This is a genomic window from Mucilaginibacter sp. KACC 22063, from assembly GCF_028736115.1.
Taxonomy (GTDB): Bacteria; Bacteroidota; Bacteroidia; order Sphingobacteriales; family Sphingobacteriaceae; genus Mucilaginibacter.
This window is the reverse complement of sequence record NZ_CP117877.1, coordinates 1,321,183-1,338,348: the sequence shown is the minus strand read 5'-3', so window position 1 is coordinate 1,338,348 and position 17,166 is coordinate 1,321,183. Positions and strand designations below refer to the sequence as shown.

The following is a 17,166-nucleotide window of genomic DNA, read 5'->3' as shown; positions in this document are numbered from 1 at the left end:
ACCGATATAAACATGAACTATCTACCTTCGGGCAACCGTTATAAAAATATGGAATACCGCCGCTGCGGTAAAAGCGGCATCAAATTACCGGCTGTATCTTTAGGCCTGTGGCATAACTTTGGACATGTGGATGTGCTTGAGCATTTCCGCAAAACGTTACACCTGGCTTTCGACAGCGGCATTACTCATTTTGACTTAGCCAACAATTACGGCCCGCCTCCCGGCTCTGCCGAAGAAAACTTTGGCAAGCTATTGAAAGAAGACTTCCGTGGTTACCGCGACGAAATGATCATATCCAGCAAAGCGGGCTATACCATGTGGGACGGCCCTTACGGCGATTGGGGTTCCAAAAAATACCTGGTAGCCAGTCTCGATCAAAGCCTGAAACGCATGGAGCTTGATTATGTAGATATTTTCTATCATCATCGTCCTGACCCGGAAACGCCATTAGAAGAAACCATGGCTGCGCTTGACCTTATCGTTCGCCAGGGTAAAGCCTTATATGTGGGTATCTCCAACTACCCTGCTGATGAAGCTCAAAAAGCAATTGATATATTAAAAAGATTAGGCACGCCTTGCCTTATCCACCAACCTAAGTATTCGATGTTTGAGCGTTGGGTTGAGGGCGGACTACTTGATGTACTCGAGAAAGACGGCGTTGGTTGCATCCCATTCTCGCCGTTGGCACAGGGCCTGCTTACCAATAAATATTTACACGGTATCCCTGATGATTCACGTGCTGCAAAGTCGACCGGATTTTTGCAAAGCAGCCAGGTAACCGATGCGGTGATTGGCAAAGTACGCGCGCTAAATGATATTGCGCAGCAACGCGGACAAACGCTGGCTCAAATGGCGCTTGCCTGGTTATTAAAAGATCCGCGCGTTACCTCTGTGCTTATTGGTGCAAGCCGCCCTGAGCAACTGGCTGATTCTTTGAAATGCCTGGAGAACACCAAATTCGCCGACGAAGAACTGAATAAAATAGAAGCCATATTAAAATAACCCGATGAAGCAGATCAGATGGGGAATAATTGGCTGCGGCAACGTAACCGAACGCAAAAGCGGCCCGGCCTTTAATAAAGTGCCTAACAGTAAGCTTGCTGCCGTAATGCGCCGCGATGCTGAAAAAGCTGCTGATTATGCCGCACGACATAGCGTTGAGCTTTGGTATAACGATGCCGAGAAAATGATGGACGAGGCAGGCCTTGATGCTGTTTACATTGCCACGCCACCGCTTCAGCATGTTGAATATGCTTTGCGTGCCCTTGAAAAAGGCTTTAATGTTTATGTAGAAAAACCTGTAACCCGCAATGCTGATGAAGCAAGGCAGATAGCTACAGCAGTAGCTGCCAGCGGCAACAAACTTACCGTTGCGCATTACCGCCGGGCTTTGCCTATGTTTTTGTATGTGAAAAAACTGATACAGGAACAAGCAGTGGGTGATATCCGGACGGTACAAATACGCATGTGGAAAAGCACCAATGCCGAGCTGATTGCACAAACTGATGCTAACTGGCGGGTACACCCCGAGCTATCCGGCGGTGGTTATTTTCATGACCTTGCACCGCATCAGCTGGACTTGATATTACATTGGTTCGGCAAGCCAAAGGCTTATCAAGGGTATTCGCTTAACCAGTCGAAAAGTTACCCGGCAGATGACCATACCTGCGGGGAGATCGTGTTTGAAAACGGCATTGTGGTCAACGGCTCGTGGAGTTTTAATGTGGCCAAAAGCCAGGTGACCGACAGTTGCGAGATTGTAGGAACCAAAGGCAAAATTACTTTTCCGTTTTTCGGTACTATCGTTACACTGGAAAATGAGGAAGGCACTTCAACGGAAACATTTATCCATCCTGAGCATATACAGCAGCCAATGATCACTAAAATTGTGCAATACTTTAACGGCGAAGGTGAAAATCCCTGCCCTATTGAAGAAGCTGTTACGCTGATGGAAATTATAGACGCATTTACTAAATCAATTTAAAATACAATTATTATGAAAAAGCTATTATTTATGGTGCTGCTAAGTGTAAGCACTTTAAGTTTCTTTACAGCCTCGGCACAAATGGACAAAAGCAAACGTCCAAGTCCGCCGGATACTGTTAGCGCAACTTTAAAGAGCGGCGTTAAAGTAACCGTTGCTTACAGCCAGCCTGCCATAAAAGGCCGTACCATTGGTAAAGAAATTGCTCCTTACGGCAAGGTATGGCGCACCGGTGCTAACGAAGCTACCTCTATAGAGTTTAGTAAAGCCGTAAAAGTTGAAGGCAAATCTTTAGCCGCCGGTAAATACAGTATATACTCAATTCCGGGCGAAAAAGAATGGACCATTATCATCAATAAAAAAGCTACTGGTTCGGGAATGGAGTATGACCAAAATAGTGATACAATGCGCTTTACTGTAAAAACAGGCACTGCACCTGCCTTTACCGAACGTCTTAAATTTGTGATTGACCCGGCCGGATCGGTATCTTTTGTTTGGGGTGATAAAAAGGTAACTTTTACTGTAAAATAATTACAAGCGTTTATAATATATAAAACCGTATACAAAAATGCCTCTCCGATTGGAGAGGCATTTTTATTTATTATGATTTCTTTTTCGGCACTTTAGCGCCTTCTTTACGCGCTTCTGAAAGCCCGATGGCTACGGCTTGTTTTTTACTGGTAACCTTTTTACCACTACCGCTTTTAAGCTTCCCTTCTTTCATTTCGTGCATTGTTTCTCCAACTTTTTCGCTGGCTTTTTCTGAGTACTTTGCCATAACTTTATTATTTAGTAGATATACCAACTTTAAAGCAAAATACTTGCCAAGTTAAAGATTGGCTTTTTCAAGTGCATCTACATCTGCACTATTGATGAGCTTAATATTGGGCATGATCTTTTCAGCACCCCAATTCCACCAGGCAATGGTATTAAGCCTTTCGATAGTAGTTGCATCAAAACGCATACGTATAATACAAGCAGGATTGCCACCAACAACGGCATAGTCAGGAACATCTTTTGTTACCAAAGCACCTGTGGCAATGATACAACCGTTTCCAATCTTTACTCCGGGCATAATGGTGGCACCGTGACCAATCCAAACATCGTTGCCAATGATGGTATCGCCTTTAAACGGATACTTACTTTTTATATCGGCACCTTCATTAATTTGCTCCCAGTCATTACCGAAAATGGCAAACGGGAATGTAGAGATTGGGGCGGTTTCATGATTGGCGCCGTTCATAATAAATTTTACGCCGGAAGCTATGGCACAAAACTTCCCGATAATCAATTTATCACCTAAAAAGTCGAAGTGATAAATCACATTCTTTTCGAAATTATAAGGGTCGTCCAAATCATCGTAATAGGTAAAATCCCCTACTTCAATATTGGGGCGGGTGATGATATTTTTAAGAAAAACTAAATTTTTATAATGCGGCAATGGGTAAACCACATCAGGATCTGGTCCAACAGGCATAAAATATACTTTTAATAATAACAGACTGAACTATAACAGGAAGCGTGCGCCTGCCGGTTAACATTAATGTTTGTATTGTACAGACAGGCTGTTATATTACCATTGGAGTAGCTGCCTGATATTTGCAGGCACTTCAAAAGTAATAATTTTTGGAAACATAGTTTTATACATTTGCCCTGATGAATACCATATCTGATACTGACTTAATACTGAACGCCGACGGCAGCTTATACCACCTTAACCTACTGCCCGGAGATATTGCTCAAACGGTTATCCTGGTAGGCGATCAAGACCGTGTTGCAGAGGTGAGCAGGCACTTTGATAGTATAGAATTAAAAAAGGGAAAACGTGAGTTTATTACGCATACCGGACACATGGGTAACAAACGGCTTAGTGTGGTATCAACCGGTATCGGTACAGATAATATCGACATTGTTTTAAACGAGCTTGATGCCTTAGTAAACATTGACCTGCATACACGCACTGTCAACCCTGAATTGAAACAACTCAATTTTATTCGTATCGGCACATCGGGTACCGTTCAGGCTGATATCCCTGTAGATAGCTTACTGGTTTCTGAATCCGCTATCGGCATGGATGCGCTGATGCATTTTTACAAGCATAAGCTAACTGATGACGAGCAAGCATTATTAAATGCTTTTAATTATACTTTGCCGAATGATTTTTCACTGAAGCCTTATATAACTTCTGCAAGTGACGAGCTGCTTAGCAAGCTTAGCGAAAATTTGCCAAAAGGTATAACCATTACAGCCCCTGGTTTTTATGCGCCGCAAGGCAGGCAGGTACGGGCACAATCGGTAATTCCGCAATTGCTTGATATTATTGAGAAATTTGAGTTTGATGGCAAACGCATTACCAACCTGGAGATGGAAACAGCCGGAATTTATAGCATGGCCAAAGCCTTGGGGCATAAAGCAATCTCATTTAATGTGCTGTTGGCAAACCGTATAAAAAATAATTTCAGCAGGCAACCTGCTGAAATTATGCAACGCTTTATTGTTGAAGTACTGGATAGAATAGCAGCGATGTAAATCGCCGCTATTATTACTTTTTGCTGTTCGAAGGCTTGTTAGCCAGCATTAATTCTTTAATATATTTTACAGGCGAGCTGCCATAGCTTAAGAACTTCTCGTTAAACTCTTTCAGCTTGTACTTATCACCCATTTTCTTTTTATAAGCATCTCTTAAATCTACGATTTCCTTATAACCGGTGTAGTAACTGGTTAACTGTACACTGCTTACGGTCACACGTTTCCATTTACCTTCTGCTTCGGCCTGTTGCTGAAACGCTTCTCTTGTCAGCATTTTTATAGCCTGTTCTTTAGTCATGTTACCGGTATGTACGCTTATATCAAGTATGGTATTGCAAACCGAACGCAGGTTCCACTTATACCACATCAGCCACATTTCGGGTTCATTATTGCCATAGCCGTTTTCCAGCATCATTTGCTCTGTATAAACCGCCCAGCCTTCTATCATGGTACCATTACCCAAAACAGATTTAATTAAGCTTGGCGACTTATTGGCATATACCAGTTGGGTATAATGACCGGGGATTGCTTCATGTATACAAAGGATCTGCAGCATGTATTGGTTATACTCCCGCAGGTAGCTCTCTGCTTTTGCAGCAGGCCAGCCACTTAAGCTGCCCACATTAAAATAAGTGTTACCGGTTTTATCATACGGGCCGGGCGAACTTACAGATGCACCTGCCACACCAGCCATATAAGCTGGTTCTTTACGTACCACTAAAGGCTTGGTCGGGTCTATGTATAACAGGTCTTTTTCTTTAACAAAGGTGATCAGCTTAGGGATCTGCTTTTCAATAGCCGACTGAAATTCGTCCGGCTTAACGTGTTTAGCAGAAAGCGTGTCGATCATATCCCCTATCAGCTCAAGCGTATCTGACGGCATTGGCTTGCTGCCAAAATACTTAGGCCACAATTGCTTACTATACTTCGCCATTTCGCGATGCAGGTACTTTTTACGATCCATAGCCGCGTTGTAGATCTGCTGTACCGTTGAAGATGCTTGTATATCGTACTTAAATTTATCGTTGTACAAATCTTTGCCCAACCTGAAACTGCGCGGCTTGTCATTTTTAAATGCTTTTAACCAGGCTGCATAACTTTTAATAGCTTCGGTAGCCAACTTAGCCCTGTCCAGCATTTTTTGTTTTTCAGCCTGTGGGATGTTGGTTTTCTTCAATGAGTCAGCGAAATCCGATTCAAATACCGATACACCACCTGTATGCTGATCTATAGCCAAGTTGGTAAGCTCCACCACCGGATTTTTGATCTGCTTTTCGGCCTCTTTGTAATACATAGGCACCTTCTCCATTTTCTGGTAAAAGCTGCGCAGGCGTTTATCCAACGGCTCGTATTTCTCGTTCAGAATATAAGCAAATGTACCTATCACATTATATGATGACGGGTCCCACTCAAATCTCTTTTCTTGCTGAATACCCCACTGCAAACCCTGCATTTGATTCTCAATCAGGTGATAATCGATCTTTGCCCCGTCTGATAAGGTATTCAGGTCAAATTTCCCTAACGAATCTAACTGCCTTTTAGCAAAGGTGATCAGTTTATCCCTGCTGCCTGCATCGGGTATCACTAATAAGCTATCGTATTTATGGTAGCCGGTTACGGTAGCCCAATCAGGGTTCTCTTTCCATAAGGCATCTAAGAAGTGGCCTTCGTAAGCACCGAACGCTGTGCTGTCGGCCTGTTGCATGGAGCCACTTCCACCATCTTTTTTACAGCCGGTAAAAATGGCTGCAGAACAGAATAAAGCTATAATTAAGGGTTTTCTGATCACTTTAATCGGGGTTTGGTTATCAAACGATAAACTTAAACATAATTTCAAACTTTTGGCGTTTCAGATGTTTTGTTAAAGTATTAAACATAAAAATGCCTACCTAACCAATTTGGTATTACAATGAACAATCATCAAATTTTAACCGACGAGATCGTCAAACTTTTGCAGGGTGGTACTGCACATGCTTCATTCCAGGATGCTATTGATGGCCTTGCACCCGAATTACGCGGCGAACGCCCTTATGGCTTACCCTACAGTATATGGCAACTGGTTGAGCATATACGCATAGCACAATGGGATATGCTGGAGTTTAGCAAAGACGGTAATCATCAATCGCCCAAATGGCCGGATGATTACTGGCCTAAAGAAGCTGCACCAAAAGACAATGAAGCATGGGATAATTCGATTAAACAAATAGAAAGTGACCTGGAAGAATTTATCCGTTTATTAAAATCAGAAGATATTTACACAAAAATACCGCATGGCGATGGGCAAACCATTTTGCGCGAGGCTTTACAAATGGCAGACCATACCAGCTATCATATCAGCGAGATTATTTTAATCCGAAGGCTATTGAAAGCATGGAAATAGAAAAAGGCGAAGAGTACTCTTCGCCTTTTTCTATTTTAGTTTACTAATGAAGCTCAATATCGCCGGCATCAATTCCGGTTTTAACGGCAGGTCCGGGTTGGTGTAAGTCGCCAGGTTTTTATCACGCTCAACAGGGGCGCTTTTTAAAACATAGTTCATTTCGGGGATGATCGTCATCTGTACATCCGAGCGTCCTTTTTTCAAACGCTCGGCATCAGCTACCGTGCTTTGCAGATCTGAGGTACCCTGAATTACCAGTGTAGGCACCTTTACGATCTTTACGAAATGCTGCGGGTCATATTGCATCCAGGTCATTAAATAAGGCTGGATACTTGGGCGTGCAAACGAATACAATGAGGCATCTACATTATCCTGAACCTTACCACGGCGCAAGCTATCCAGTATTGATTTAAATCTGGTACCCACATAATCAGTTTGTGCTTTAGCCTGTTCTGTAAGAATCTCGTAAGCAGGCCTTCCGGCACCCTCTAATGAAATGAAGCCTGCAACAGGCTGGTCGCGCGATGATACAATAGCCACCAGCGAACCTTCGCCATGTCCAAGCATAATAACTTTTGAAAAGCGCTCATCGTCATGCAACTGACTGATCATGCCTACCGCATCATCTACATAATCGCCAAAACGTAACTGCGATTCTTTAAATGTGCCGGTACTCTCGCCAACCATACGCTTATCATATCTTAAACTGGCAATGCCGTTCTTTCTAAATTCCTGTGCTAATAATTTATAACTGTTGGCATTAATACCCAGTTTAGCACTGTTCCCATTTCTGTCTATAGGCCCCGATCCGGGTACAATAATTACGACAGGCACCTTTCCGCTTGCATTTGCAGGCATAGTTAAAGTGCCATAAATAGTGCCTGTAAGGCCTTTCATTTTATACGCCGATTCGCCATCTGATGCATCAATTGCAGAAGACGATTCGATTGGCTTAACTGGAGGTTTAGCGCTTCCTGTTTCTGTATAATTATCAAATAATAACCCGGCAAGCTGATCTTTGCTGTTAAGGCTGATCTTCATGGCCAGGATGTTTCTTGAAAAACCAATTTTGTAAGTAGCTACCCCTTTATCAATACCAAGAAATGAGGTTTGAAGCATACTGCCGGATTGTGCCTGCAACTGGCCAATGGCCTGTGCGTTTTTATCGGCTGTCATGGTGTTGCGCACCTCAGGCGAAAACATGCTGAATATACTGTCAGACTGTTTTGCATTGTAGTACCGCTTAAACTTCACAATAGCGTTTTTATAATTTAAAGGCTCACCTTGCCCATAAGCTTTAATTGCAAACAAAGCAATTACCAGAAGCAGCTTCTTCATATTTATTTCATTAACTAATGGCGAAATTAACAATAGTTAACGTTAATCTGCATACGGATAACTGTTGATTAATATTTTTCAACATAAACAAAAAAGAACCAGTATTTAAATATATTGTAACTGTTTTCTTAAAAAATCGTATAAAAGAACGTGTGATTAACTATCTGCTTAATATTTATTTATTAAATAAATAACTTAATACTGACCTTGCCTTGAGAAACCTTATACCTGCTATTTTCCTTATTTTTTTTGTCAGTATTACAAAGTATGGCTTTGCTCAAATAAAATCGACTGCTTTACAGGGGCATGTTATAAATGAATCGCTTACTGCTGCCGAAGCCGCCACGGTTGTTTTGCTGCTTCAACGCGATTCTTCTTTTTACCGTTCTACAAGTACAGATAAAAACGGTTTATTTAAGTTTTCAGCGATCAAGCCTCAGGCATATATTATTATGGTGACCAAGGTTGGGGCTAAAACTTTTTACTCCAAGCCTTATCATATATCTGCCAATAATATCACCATCGTTGACACTATAAGGTTAACACCATCAGCCGTAAACCTAAGCGAAGTAATTGTTACCGATAAAAGAAAGTATATTGAAATACGCCCGGATAAAACGATCCTGAATATAGACCGCAATATACTGGCCAATGGCGTATCGGCTTTTAATATATTATCTAATGCGCCGGGCGTAAGAATAAATTCTGGCGGTGTTGTAAGTTTACGTGGCAACCAGCAGGCCAGCATTGCCATTAACGGAAAATTGCTGCGGCTTAATGATGCCGACATGGCCACTTATCTGCAAAACCTGCAATCAGACAACATTGACCAGATAGAACTGGTACAAAACCCTTCGGCAAAGGATGATAACATGGGCAATGGCGGTTTCATCAATATTATTTTGAAGAAAGGTAAAAATGAAGGTTTTAACGGCAGCGCTACAGTTACCGGCGGAGATGGCAATTATCACCTTTATAACACGGCTTTTTCAGGGAATTACCGTACACGCAAAGTGAACATTTTTGGGAATATCGGCTATAATTACCGCTATACCGATCACACCATCAATACGCTGCGCGAAGTGTACAGCACAAATCCTATTTTACTGGATACACGCTATTACAACAATCAAAAATCCCCCGTGGTAAGCTTCGGTATCGGTACCGATTTTAATATAGATTCGGCCCATACTATAGGATTCTTAATCAAAGGATCGTCAGATAACAGCAAATTTGACAAAAACACTTCTACCTATAAATCTATCAATGCCATTCCAGATTCAAACTTTACTACCCTGTCAAACCTGAAACGTAGTGTTGACATTATTAATTACAACATCAATTATGCCGGCAAAATTGGCCGTACCAACCAGACACTAAGTGCCGATGCTGACATGGGAATATATAACAGGCATAACAATGAGGATATCTTCAGTTCCGCAAAACAAGCAATAGTTAAGTCGTTATCCCCGCTCAAAGCTTCGCTCATCAACGGAAATGACACATTAAAGAACATTGCCCCCACCAGGTATACCAACAATACACTAAAGGTTGATTATACAAATCCGATCAGTAAAGGTATACTGTTTGAAGCAGGTATTAAAGGCGCCTATATAAAGAATGATAACAGTCAGAACTTTTCATATTTAACTGACAATGGTTTCGAGCCTATTTCCGACTTAACCAGCCAGTTTATCTACAAAGAAAAAACCGGGATAGCCTATATCAATTTTACCCAAACACTAAGCAGGTTTAATTATCATGCAGGTTTGCGTGTACAACGCACCAATGTAAATGCAAATGTTGCAACCTATGGCATTGGGTACCAGCGCAACTATATGCAATATTTCCCGATGGTACAGTTTAATTACCAGGCAGATAAAGCTTCACTGATCACCTTAGATTATAACCGTACGGCAGAGTTGCCCGGCATGGAAAGCCTTAACTCAACCATAGCTTACCAGGACAATTACAATTATACCGTTGGCAACCCGTATTTAAAACCTGCCTATAGCAACCTTGTACAGTTAACCTATACACTTAATGATAAGTATAATATTGCCGGCTTTTATCAGACCACATCCAACTTCTGGCATTTCAGCTATTTTTATCAAAATCCGGCAAACAGCATCTTAATAACTACACGCCTCAATATAAAACGGATGAACTATTACGGGATAAAATCATCGCTTCCTGTTGATATTACTTCGTGGTGGAATGCAAACCTTTACGCTGAGTTTTCCTATTATCATTTTAAAGATGATGTATTGAAACTTGACAAAGGCGGTAAGGACATTATATTTAACCTTAACCAGGACTTCTCTATAAAGAAAAATTGGAAGCTGAATGTAAGCGGCAACTATGAATCTCCATCTTATTTTGGATTATCGAGTTTAAGGGAAGTATATTACGTTAATGCGGGCATAAGCAAGTCTTTCCTTAACCGCACAGCTTCGTTAAGCCTTGCAGCCGAAGATATATTTAACACCCGCAGGGATAGCTATATGACGATGTTTTCTAACATTGACATCAGCGGATACGATAAGCGCTCTACGCGCATTGTACGTTTAAGCTTTACCTACCGTTTTGGCAAAAAGACGGTAAAAGCTGCCCGCAGACACATTACAGGCAATGATGATGAACAGAAGCGCGTAGGTAACTAACCCGCATGCCCGGTAAACATCCCGATAACAATAATCATGAGTACAAAAATGGTTATCCCTGTATAGAGATAGTCCTTCTCCATGATAAACCCTATGGCCGAACAAATAATACGGATCACCGGTGTGGCAATAAGCAGCACAATACCTGCCTGAATAATAGCTCTGCCACGAAAGGTAACAATGCCGTTTAATATGCCTCGGGGTGTTTGAAGAAACTCGGGTACACCGCTGAATGTTTTGTAATCGGCTATGGTATGGCCATGCCTGTACAAATAAATGACACCGCCTATAAATACTACAGCCATTGAGATAATTACCCCTAAACGTAACACCCAGCCTATTACGGCCTGCATGTCTTTATCTTTAAAGTTAGATCCGGTCATCCTTTAAATTTTACCTGTAACACCATTGTAAATCATTTGCACTGCCAGTACAGTTACAATAACAGCAAATACCCAGCGCAGCCATCCCGATGATTTGGCATGTACCAATATCTTTGAACCCGTTAACGCTCCAAGTAATACACCAATTACTACTGGCATAGATAATCCGGGATCGATATAACCTCTTTGCAAATAGACCACCGCACTTGCAGCTGCCGTTACGCCGATCATAAAATTACTGGTGGTAGTAGAAACCTTAAAAGGGATGCGCATGATACTATCCATAGCTACTACTTTAAGCGAGCCAGAACCAATGCCCAGCAATCCTGAAATAATACCGGCGAAAAGCATCATGATAAAACCACCGCCCACTTTACGTACCCCATATTTCACCTCGTCTTCAGCTGTTGGATATGACCCGTTGAGCTTTAACTTTTGCGCCCACTCACTTTCGGTTTGCGATATCACCTGTACCTTTTTCTTTAAAGACATAATCGCCGAGAAGATCAGGATAACACCGAATATCACAGCAATTACAGGGGCATGTATATACAGTGAAAGCACGGCTCCTAATAATGCACCGGCGGTTGTGGCAATTTCCAGAAACATACCGATCCGAATATTAGTGATGCCTTCCCTTACATACGCCGCCGCCGAACCCGAAGAGGTAGCAATAACTGAAATGAGTGATGCACCGATGGCATAATGGATATTTACATGTAGCACCAGCGTTAACAGTGGGATAATAACCACCCCGCCACCTAAACCTGTGAGTGATCCTAATAAACCGGCAAAATAGGCGCCGACTAAAATAATTAAGGTAAAAACAATTACAGACATTGGTTACATGGCGTTGATTGCGCTAAAGTAACAATAGTTTTTGGGAGCAGCCTGTTTCGCCATTTTGTAATTTTATAATTTTCTAAACAGAAATACCTACTTTAAGCGTTTATTCTGCTATATGAGATTTAAACACTTATTGCTGCTGGCTTTTTCTTTTTTAACAGTTGCTGCCTTTGCACAAAACAAGCCTAAACCTAAACCGCTGCCATCAAACATTTTTTTACACAAGCTGCCCAACGGGCTTGATGTATTGGTAATTGAAGATAACAGTGTGCCTTTGGCCACGGTAATGATCACCTGCAAAAACGGTTCATTTACCGAAACGCCCAAGTTTAACGGGCTAAGCCACCTTTACGAACACATGTTTTTTAAAGCGAATAAAGACTACCCTTCACAGGATGATTTCATGAACAGGATAAGTGAATTAGGTATTGAGTTTAACGGCTCAACCACTTTTGAAAACGTAAACTATTTTTTCACCCTACCGAGCAAGAATCTTAATGCAGGTCTTAGTCTCATGAATTCGAGTATACGATATCCGCTGTTTACCCCGCAGGAAATGGCAAAGGAAAATATCGTTGTGGACGACGAGTTTCAGCGCCAGGAATCAAACCCGGCTTTTGCTTTGATCAATGCGATGGACCACCACATGTGGGGCAAATTATATAGCCGTAAAAACCCAACCGGCGATCACCAGGTGATCCGCACTGCCACACCTGCCATGATGGATTCTATCAAAAACAAATACTATTATCCTAACAACGCCCTGCTTACCATCGGCGGTGATGTTAAGCACGAACAGGTATTTAAACAGGTGGAAGCTTTATTTGGCAGCTGGAAACGCTCGCCATTTGATCCTTTTAAAAAATGGCCAATATCTGAGTTTAAGCCGCTTACCAAAAACGATTACTTTGTCGTAAAATCTGAACTGGCCAATGTACCTATCATACAAATGAGCTGGTTTGGCCCGGATACCCGTACCGATTTAAAATCGACCTATGCGGCTGATGTATTCTCTTATATACTCGACCAGAACTCTTCTAAATTAAGTAAAGCTCTTATACAATCTGGCTTGGCTTTACAGGTTGATTTTGGCTATTTAACGCTTAGCCACGTAGGCCCAATCACCCTTACTGTGGTGCCTAACCCTGATAAGGTTGAAGCCTGCATGAACGAGATCAAACACCAGATCTCGATGTGGGACAGCCCTGATTATATCACCAACGAGCAACTGGAAACATCTAAACGAAAGCTGGAAATTAAACAGGTACAGGAAGCCGAGGTAACAAGCGACTTTACACAGGTGCTGGCTTTTTGGTGGGCATCAGCATCGTTAAATTATTTCAATACTTATAACGACAACCTGAAGAAAATGACCCGCGCTGACCTACAGGCTTATGTGCGTAAATACATTAAAGACAAACCACATTGCGCAGGGCTGCTGATCAATCCGCAAATGGAGCAGCAAATAGCGCCTGAAAAGTTTTTTACAGCATCTAACTAAGAAGTAAAGACAAGAAACCAGAGAACAGAAACAAGTATCAAGACAAACTTTAAAGATTCTGTTCATTCATAAATTTTGAAAAATTCTGATTTGAAATGAAGAAGATATATAACCTAATACTGCTCACTTTTTTCACGTGTTCAGTTTTTGCACAATCGCCGGGTGCAGCCACATCATTTACGGTAAACGGTTTAAAAGTAATATTTAAGCCAACCGTTAAAGAAGTGATCAGCGTACGCATGTACTTTCGCGGCGGCGTATACAACTACCAGGCACAACAGGCTGGTATAGAAAACCTGACTTTTAAAGCTGCTACAGATTGCGGCACAAAGCAATACACAGCTGATGCATTCAGGGACACCAGCGACACTTATGGCATTTCTATCGGCGGTTCATCCACCTACGACTATGGCAACATCGGCATGGAATGTATTTCAAAATACTTTAACCAGGCATGGAATTTATTTGCCGAAGCCATTAATAACCCTGTGTTTGACGACAGCCAGGTGCAGCTTCTGAAAAGCAAGCTGATTACCCAGGTTACAAGCACCATGAGCGATCCCGACAGGCACTTAGACGATCTGCTTACACAAAATGCTTTTGCGGGTACGCCTTATGCCATAGACCCTGACGGCACGCCGCAAACCTTGCAAGCACTTACAGCTGCTGATCTTAAAAATTACTATTACAAACTGGTTAATAAACAGCGCATGTTTATTGTAGTGGCAGGAAAGATCAGCCGCGAATTACTGGAACAGAAAATCAAAGCGGCTTTTGCCAACCTGCCCGATAAGCCTTACACCGCTCCTGCTAGGCAAACACCAAGCTGGACGGAAAATAAGCTGAATGTAGAGAACCGTGCTTTGGCTACTAACTACATTGCAGCTGCCTTTAACGCGCCACCTGCTGACAGCAAAGACCTTCTGGCATTCCGCATGGGGGTTTCCGCATTAGGCGGCTCATTATTCAGCCAGTTGCGTACAAAAATGAATTTGTCTTATGATCCGGGCGCATCAACATCATTAACATTAATTCCTTACGGCGAAATGCAGGTAAGTACCAATTATCCTAAAGAAGCTGTAACAGCTATGGTTGAGGTAGTAAACCGTGCAAGGGCGCTGGGCATTTCTGCCGATGGGCTTAACTACATTAAAAGCGGTTTTATTACCACCAACTTTATTAAACAACAAGGCTCGGGTGCCGTAACAGCCAACCTGGGTTCGGCAGAGATAAACGGCGGTTGGGAATATGCCGAGAAACTTCCTGAATTGATAAACGCCGTTACCGTTGATGATATTAATAACGCCATGCAAACTTATATCAAAGGCTTGCAATGGACTTACCTTGGTGATGCCAAACTTGCCGAAGCTGCGGCAGAAGCATTTAAGCTAAAAGTTACTCAATAAGGGTGCATAATACAGAAGAACAGCGCCCAAAATATCAATAGTATCTGAAACGGTATACGTATCCAAAGGTAATGTGTACCCGGGCCGCTGTGGTCGCCTTCTTCCAGGTTCACCTTTTGCTGTGCCGCATAAATATTGGCCGGTAAAATGGCAATAAAGAAGGCAATCAGTGCATAACCTGTAATTACACGGGTTGGCTGAAACATAATACCTATAGCACCCGCAATTTCGAGTAAGCCTGTAATCAAAATCACCATCTTTTTAAGTCCGGTAGGCACAAATGGCGGCATCATTAAACACATCCCTTTAATAAAAATAAAGTGCGCTAATGCCGTAAAAAGCAGCATGACGGCAAGCGCTACCCTGCCGCTTATGTAGTATTGCTCCTGCTGGTAAAAGGCATAAGTAACAAGCAGGCACAACAGAAAAGACGATATCAGAACAATTAAAGGTCTCATAGCGTAAGTGTTAATAATTGGTTAACACAAGTTAATTATTATACTTCACACTTACTATCCATTATTTCTTTTTGTGCCCGCCCGATAATTAATTACTATAAGCAGCCAGCCACTTAGCTTTAATATCAGCACGTGCTTTAATAAACTCTTTATCTGTTCCCTGAGCAATGGCATCAAGCGGGTAACGTAATGGCCTTTCTCCTTTTTTCATATTAACCAGGTTGAGTATCCCGTCGGCAATGGTTTGCGGATCCATTTTAAATTGATCCATTTTACCAAATAGTGCCGCACCTAAAGCATTGAATTGTTGTGTGGCAGCATCTCCATAAGCAGCAATAATTTCTGGCTTATCAGCATCAACACCAGTTTTAGCGCCATTAGTCATTTCTGTAGGATATACCCCTGGCTGTATGCTTACATTCTCAATACCATAATCTTTCAGCTCGTCTTGCAAGCCTTCGGTTATGCTTTCAACAGTAAATTTTGAAGCAAGATAAGGAATCATAAATGGTAAAGTATGGCCGCTTGCCCCTGAAGTAATATTAATGATCAGGCCATTTTTAGCTTCACGCATAGCAGGAAGTACAGCCTGGTAGGTACGTAATACCCCATAAAAATTCACTTCAAACATTTTGCGTACCTGCTCTAAAGAGAAAGCTTCAAGTAAACCGAATCCGCTAACCGCTGCATTGTTAATTAACACATCGATATGGCCATATTTATTCAATACTTTCTCAAAAGCGAGTTTAACCGACTCATCACTGGTAACATCAATTTCAACTACTTCTATGTTAGCAATAGCGCCTAATTCTTCTGCTGCAGATTTATTTTTGCCTGTTACGTTACGCATACCGGCAATAACATTGTGCCCTGCCTTGGCCAAGGTAACAGCGGTTAATTTTCCAAATCCTGTACTTGTTCCTGTAATAAAAATTGTTTTTGACATGGTTCCTATTTTAAATGTTTTGTAATTGTTGTTTCGAACATTACAAAAGTGCCTCATCACAGAAACCTGTACATTGATTTAAGATAAGAAAGGAATTGATTTAGATCAATCAGTTACAGTAGACGGCGGCATACACCCCACCCTTTCTGTATTATTTCTTTGCTACCACTCCTCTAATTCGGCTAAGGGTTTCAGGTGTCATTCCCAGGTAAGATGCAATCATACTTTGAGGTATGCGAATAGCAAAGCCCGGATATTTGTTAAGGAAATTAAGGTATTTTTCTTCGGCCGTATAACTTAATGCAGCATGTATACGGCTTTGACCAGTCACAAAACTTCTTTGCAAAATGGTATTTACCATATTATTGAAACTTGGAATTTCTTCACAAAGCTGCTCAAAGTTATTATGCGTAAACAATATCAGTTCGCTGTCCTCAACTGCATCAATATTAAAGCGCGATGGCTGGCCCGACATCAGACTTTCCCTGTCGCCAGTCCACCAGTTCTCAATAGCAAAATTTATAACGTGCTCGCTACCTTTATCATCAACCGAATAAGTACGCAAACAACCTTTAGCTACAAAAGCATCATATTTCCAGATGTCGCCCTCCTGTAACAGGTACTGCTTTTTACGCAGTTTTTTTGCGAAACTTACCGATTTGATTTTCTCACTTTCCTCGGGTGTAAACAACGCTTTGCTGTTAATATAATTCTGAAATATATCGTACACAA

At 41.8% G+C, this 17,166-nt stretch carries 17 protein-coding genes; 8 read left to right on the top strand and 9 right to left on the bottom strand.

The annotated features are described in order from the left end of the window. The first annotated feature begins 12 nt into the window (after positions 1 to 12). From mgrA to PQ461_RS05960, 3 genes are read left to right on the top strand one after another with little or no spacing between them, the layout of a single operon-like run. Positions 13 to 1,002, top strand: coding sequence for an L-glyceraldehyde 3-phosphate reductase (mgrA, locus tag PQ461_RS05970; RefSeq protein ID WP_274302454.1), 990 nt, complete (start codon positions 13 to 15; stop codon positions 1,000 to 1,002). Positions 1,003 to 1,006: 4 nt separating this feature from the next. Then, on the top strand, positions 1,007 to 1,984 hold the full coding sequence (locus PQ461_RS05965; protein ID WP_274302453.1) for a Gfo/Idh/MocA family protein: 978 nt from the start codon (positions 1,007 to 1,009) through the stop codon (positions 1,982 to 1,984). Positions 1,985 to 1,996: 12 nt separating this feature from the next. Further along, positions 1,997 to 2,515: a DUF2911 domain-containing protein gene (locus tag PQ461_RS05960; RefSeq protein WP_274302452.1), complete on the top strand. Its 519-nt coding sequence runs from the start codon at positions 1,997 to 1,999 to the stop codon at positions 2,513 to 2,515. A 70-nt stretch (positions 2,516 to 2,585) separates the two neighbouring features. Here PQ461_RS05960 and PQ461_RS05955 read toward each other — a convergent pair whose 3' ends face one another. Both PQ461_RS05955 and PQ461_RS05950 read right to left on the bottom strand, forming a co-directional pair. Then, positions 2,586 to 2,762: a DUF6496 domain-containing protein gene (locus tag PQ461_RS05955; protein WP_274302451.1), complete on the bottom strand. Its 177-nt coding sequence runs from the start codon at positions 2,760 to 2,762 to the stop codon at positions 2,586 to 2,588. A 51-nt stretch (positions 2,763 to 2,813) separates the two neighbouring features. Then, the gene (locus PQ461_RS05950; RefSeq protein ID WP_274302450.1) at positions 2,814 to 3,461 is read right to left on the bottom strand and encodes a CatB-related O-acetyltransferase; all 648 of its coding nucleotides are present in this window, start codon (positions 3,459 to 3,461) and stop codon (positions 2,814 to 2,816) included. A gap of 179 nt (positions 3,462 to 3,640) precedes the next feature. Between PQ461_RS05950 and PQ461_RS05945 the strand changes: the two genes are divergently transcribed. Further along, complete coding sequence (locus tag PQ461_RS05945) at positions 3,641 to 4,513, top strand: nucleoside phosphorylase (protein WP_274302449.1); 873 nt, start codon at positions 3,641 to 3,643, stop codon at positions 4,511 to 4,513. Between the two features lie 13 nt (positions 4,514 to 4,526). On the opposite strand, the gene PQ461_RS05940 is transcribed toward PQ461_RS05945, so the two are convergent. After that, positions 4,527 to 6,302, bottom strand: a complete 1,776-nt coding sequence (locus tag PQ461_RS05940) for a DUF885 domain-containing protein (protein WP_274302448.1) — start codon at positions 6,300 to 6,302, stop codon at positions 4,527 to 4,529. 120 nt (positions 6,303 to 6,422) lie between these two features. Here PQ461_RS05940 and PQ461_RS05935 point away from each other — a divergent pair, with 120 nt between their 5' ends. Further along, positions 6,423 to 6,893, top strand: coding sequence for a DinB family protein (locus PQ461_RS05935; RefSeq protein ID WP_274302447.1), 471 nt, complete (start codon positions 6,423 to 6,425; stop codon positions 6,891 to 6,893). Positions 6,894 to 6,923: 30 nt separating this feature from the next. Here PQ461_RS05935 and PQ461_RS05930 read toward each other — a convergent pair whose 3' ends face one another. After that, positions 6,924 to 8,231 (bottom strand): serine aminopeptidase domain-containing protein, encoded by a 1,308-nt coding sequence (locus PQ461_RS05930; protein WP_274302446.1) that lies wholly within the window; start codon positions 8,229 to 8,231, stop codon positions 6,924 to 6,926. Positions 8,232 to 8,443: 212 nt separating this feature from the next. Here PQ461_RS05930 and PQ461_RS05925 point away from each other — a divergent pair, with 212 nt between their 5' ends. Continuing rightward, positions 8,444 to 10,894: a TonB-dependent receptor gene (locus PQ461_RS05925; RefSeq protein ID WP_274302445.1), complete on the top strand. Its 2,451-nt coding sequence runs from the start codon at positions 8,444 to 8,446 to the stop codon at positions 10,892 to 10,894. Here the strand turns inward: PQ461_RS05925 and PQ461_RS05920 are convergent. Both PQ461_RS05920 and PQ461_RS05915 read right to left on the bottom strand, forming a co-directional pair. Further along, the gene (locus PQ461_RS05920; protein ID WP_274302444.1) at positions 10,891 to 11,277 is read right to left on the bottom strand and encodes a DUF1634 domain-containing protein; all 387 of its coding nucleotides are present in this window, start codon (positions 11,275 to 11,277) and stop codon (positions 10,891 to 10,893) included. The genes PQ461_RS05925 and PQ461_RS05920 overlap by 4 nt on opposite strands. Before the next feature lie 3 nt (positions 11,278 to 11,280). After that, a complete protein-coding gene (locus PQ461_RS05915; protein WP_274302443.1) occupies positions 11,281 to 12,117 on the bottom strand; it encodes a sulfite exporter TauE/SafE family protein in 837 nt (278 codons plus the stop codon). 121 nt (positions 12,118 to 12,238) lie between these two features. Between PQ461_RS05915 and PQ461_RS05910 the strand changes: the two genes are divergently transcribed. Continuing rightward, positions 12,239 to 13,624: a M16 family metallopeptidase gene (locus tag PQ461_RS05910; RefSeq protein WP_274302442.1), complete on the top strand. Its 1,386-nt coding sequence runs from the start codon at positions 12,239 to 12,241 to the stop codon at positions 13,622 to 13,624. 95 nt (positions 13,625 to 13,719) lie between these two features. Next, entirely contained in the window at positions 13,720 to 15,030 is a 1,311-nt protein-coding gene (locus tag PQ461_RS05905; protein ID WP_274302441.1) for a M16 family metallopeptidase, read from the top strand. Here the strand turns inward: PQ461_RS05905 and PQ461_RS05900 are convergent. The 3 genes from PQ461_RS05900 to PQ461_RS05890 all read right to left on the bottom strand — a co-directional run bounded on the left by PQ461_RS05900 (position 15,024) and on the right by PQ461_RS05890 (position 17,164). Next, a complete protein-coding gene (locus tag PQ461_RS05900; protein WP_274302440.1) occupies positions 15,024 to 15,488 on the bottom strand; it encodes a DoxX family protein in 465 nt (154 codons plus the stop codon). The genes PQ461_RS05905 and PQ461_RS05900 overlap by 7 nt on opposite strands. A gap of 88 nt (positions 15,489 to 15,576) precedes the next feature. Next, positions 15,577 to 16,434 (bottom strand): SDR family oxidoreductase, encoded by an 858-nt coding sequence (locus PQ461_RS05895; RefSeq protein ID WP_274302439.1) that lies wholly within the window; start codon positions 16,432 to 16,434, stop codon positions 15,577 to 15,579. A 151-nt stretch (positions 16,435 to 16,585) separates the two neighbouring features. Then, the gene (locus PQ461_RS05890; protein ID WP_274302438.1) at positions 16,586 to 17,164 is read right to left on the bottom strand and encodes a Crp/Fnr family transcriptional regulator; all 579 of its coding nucleotides are present in this window, start codon (positions 17,162 to 17,164) and stop codon (positions 16,586 to 16,588) included. Between the last annotated feature and the right edge of the window lie 2 nt (positions 17,165 to 17,166).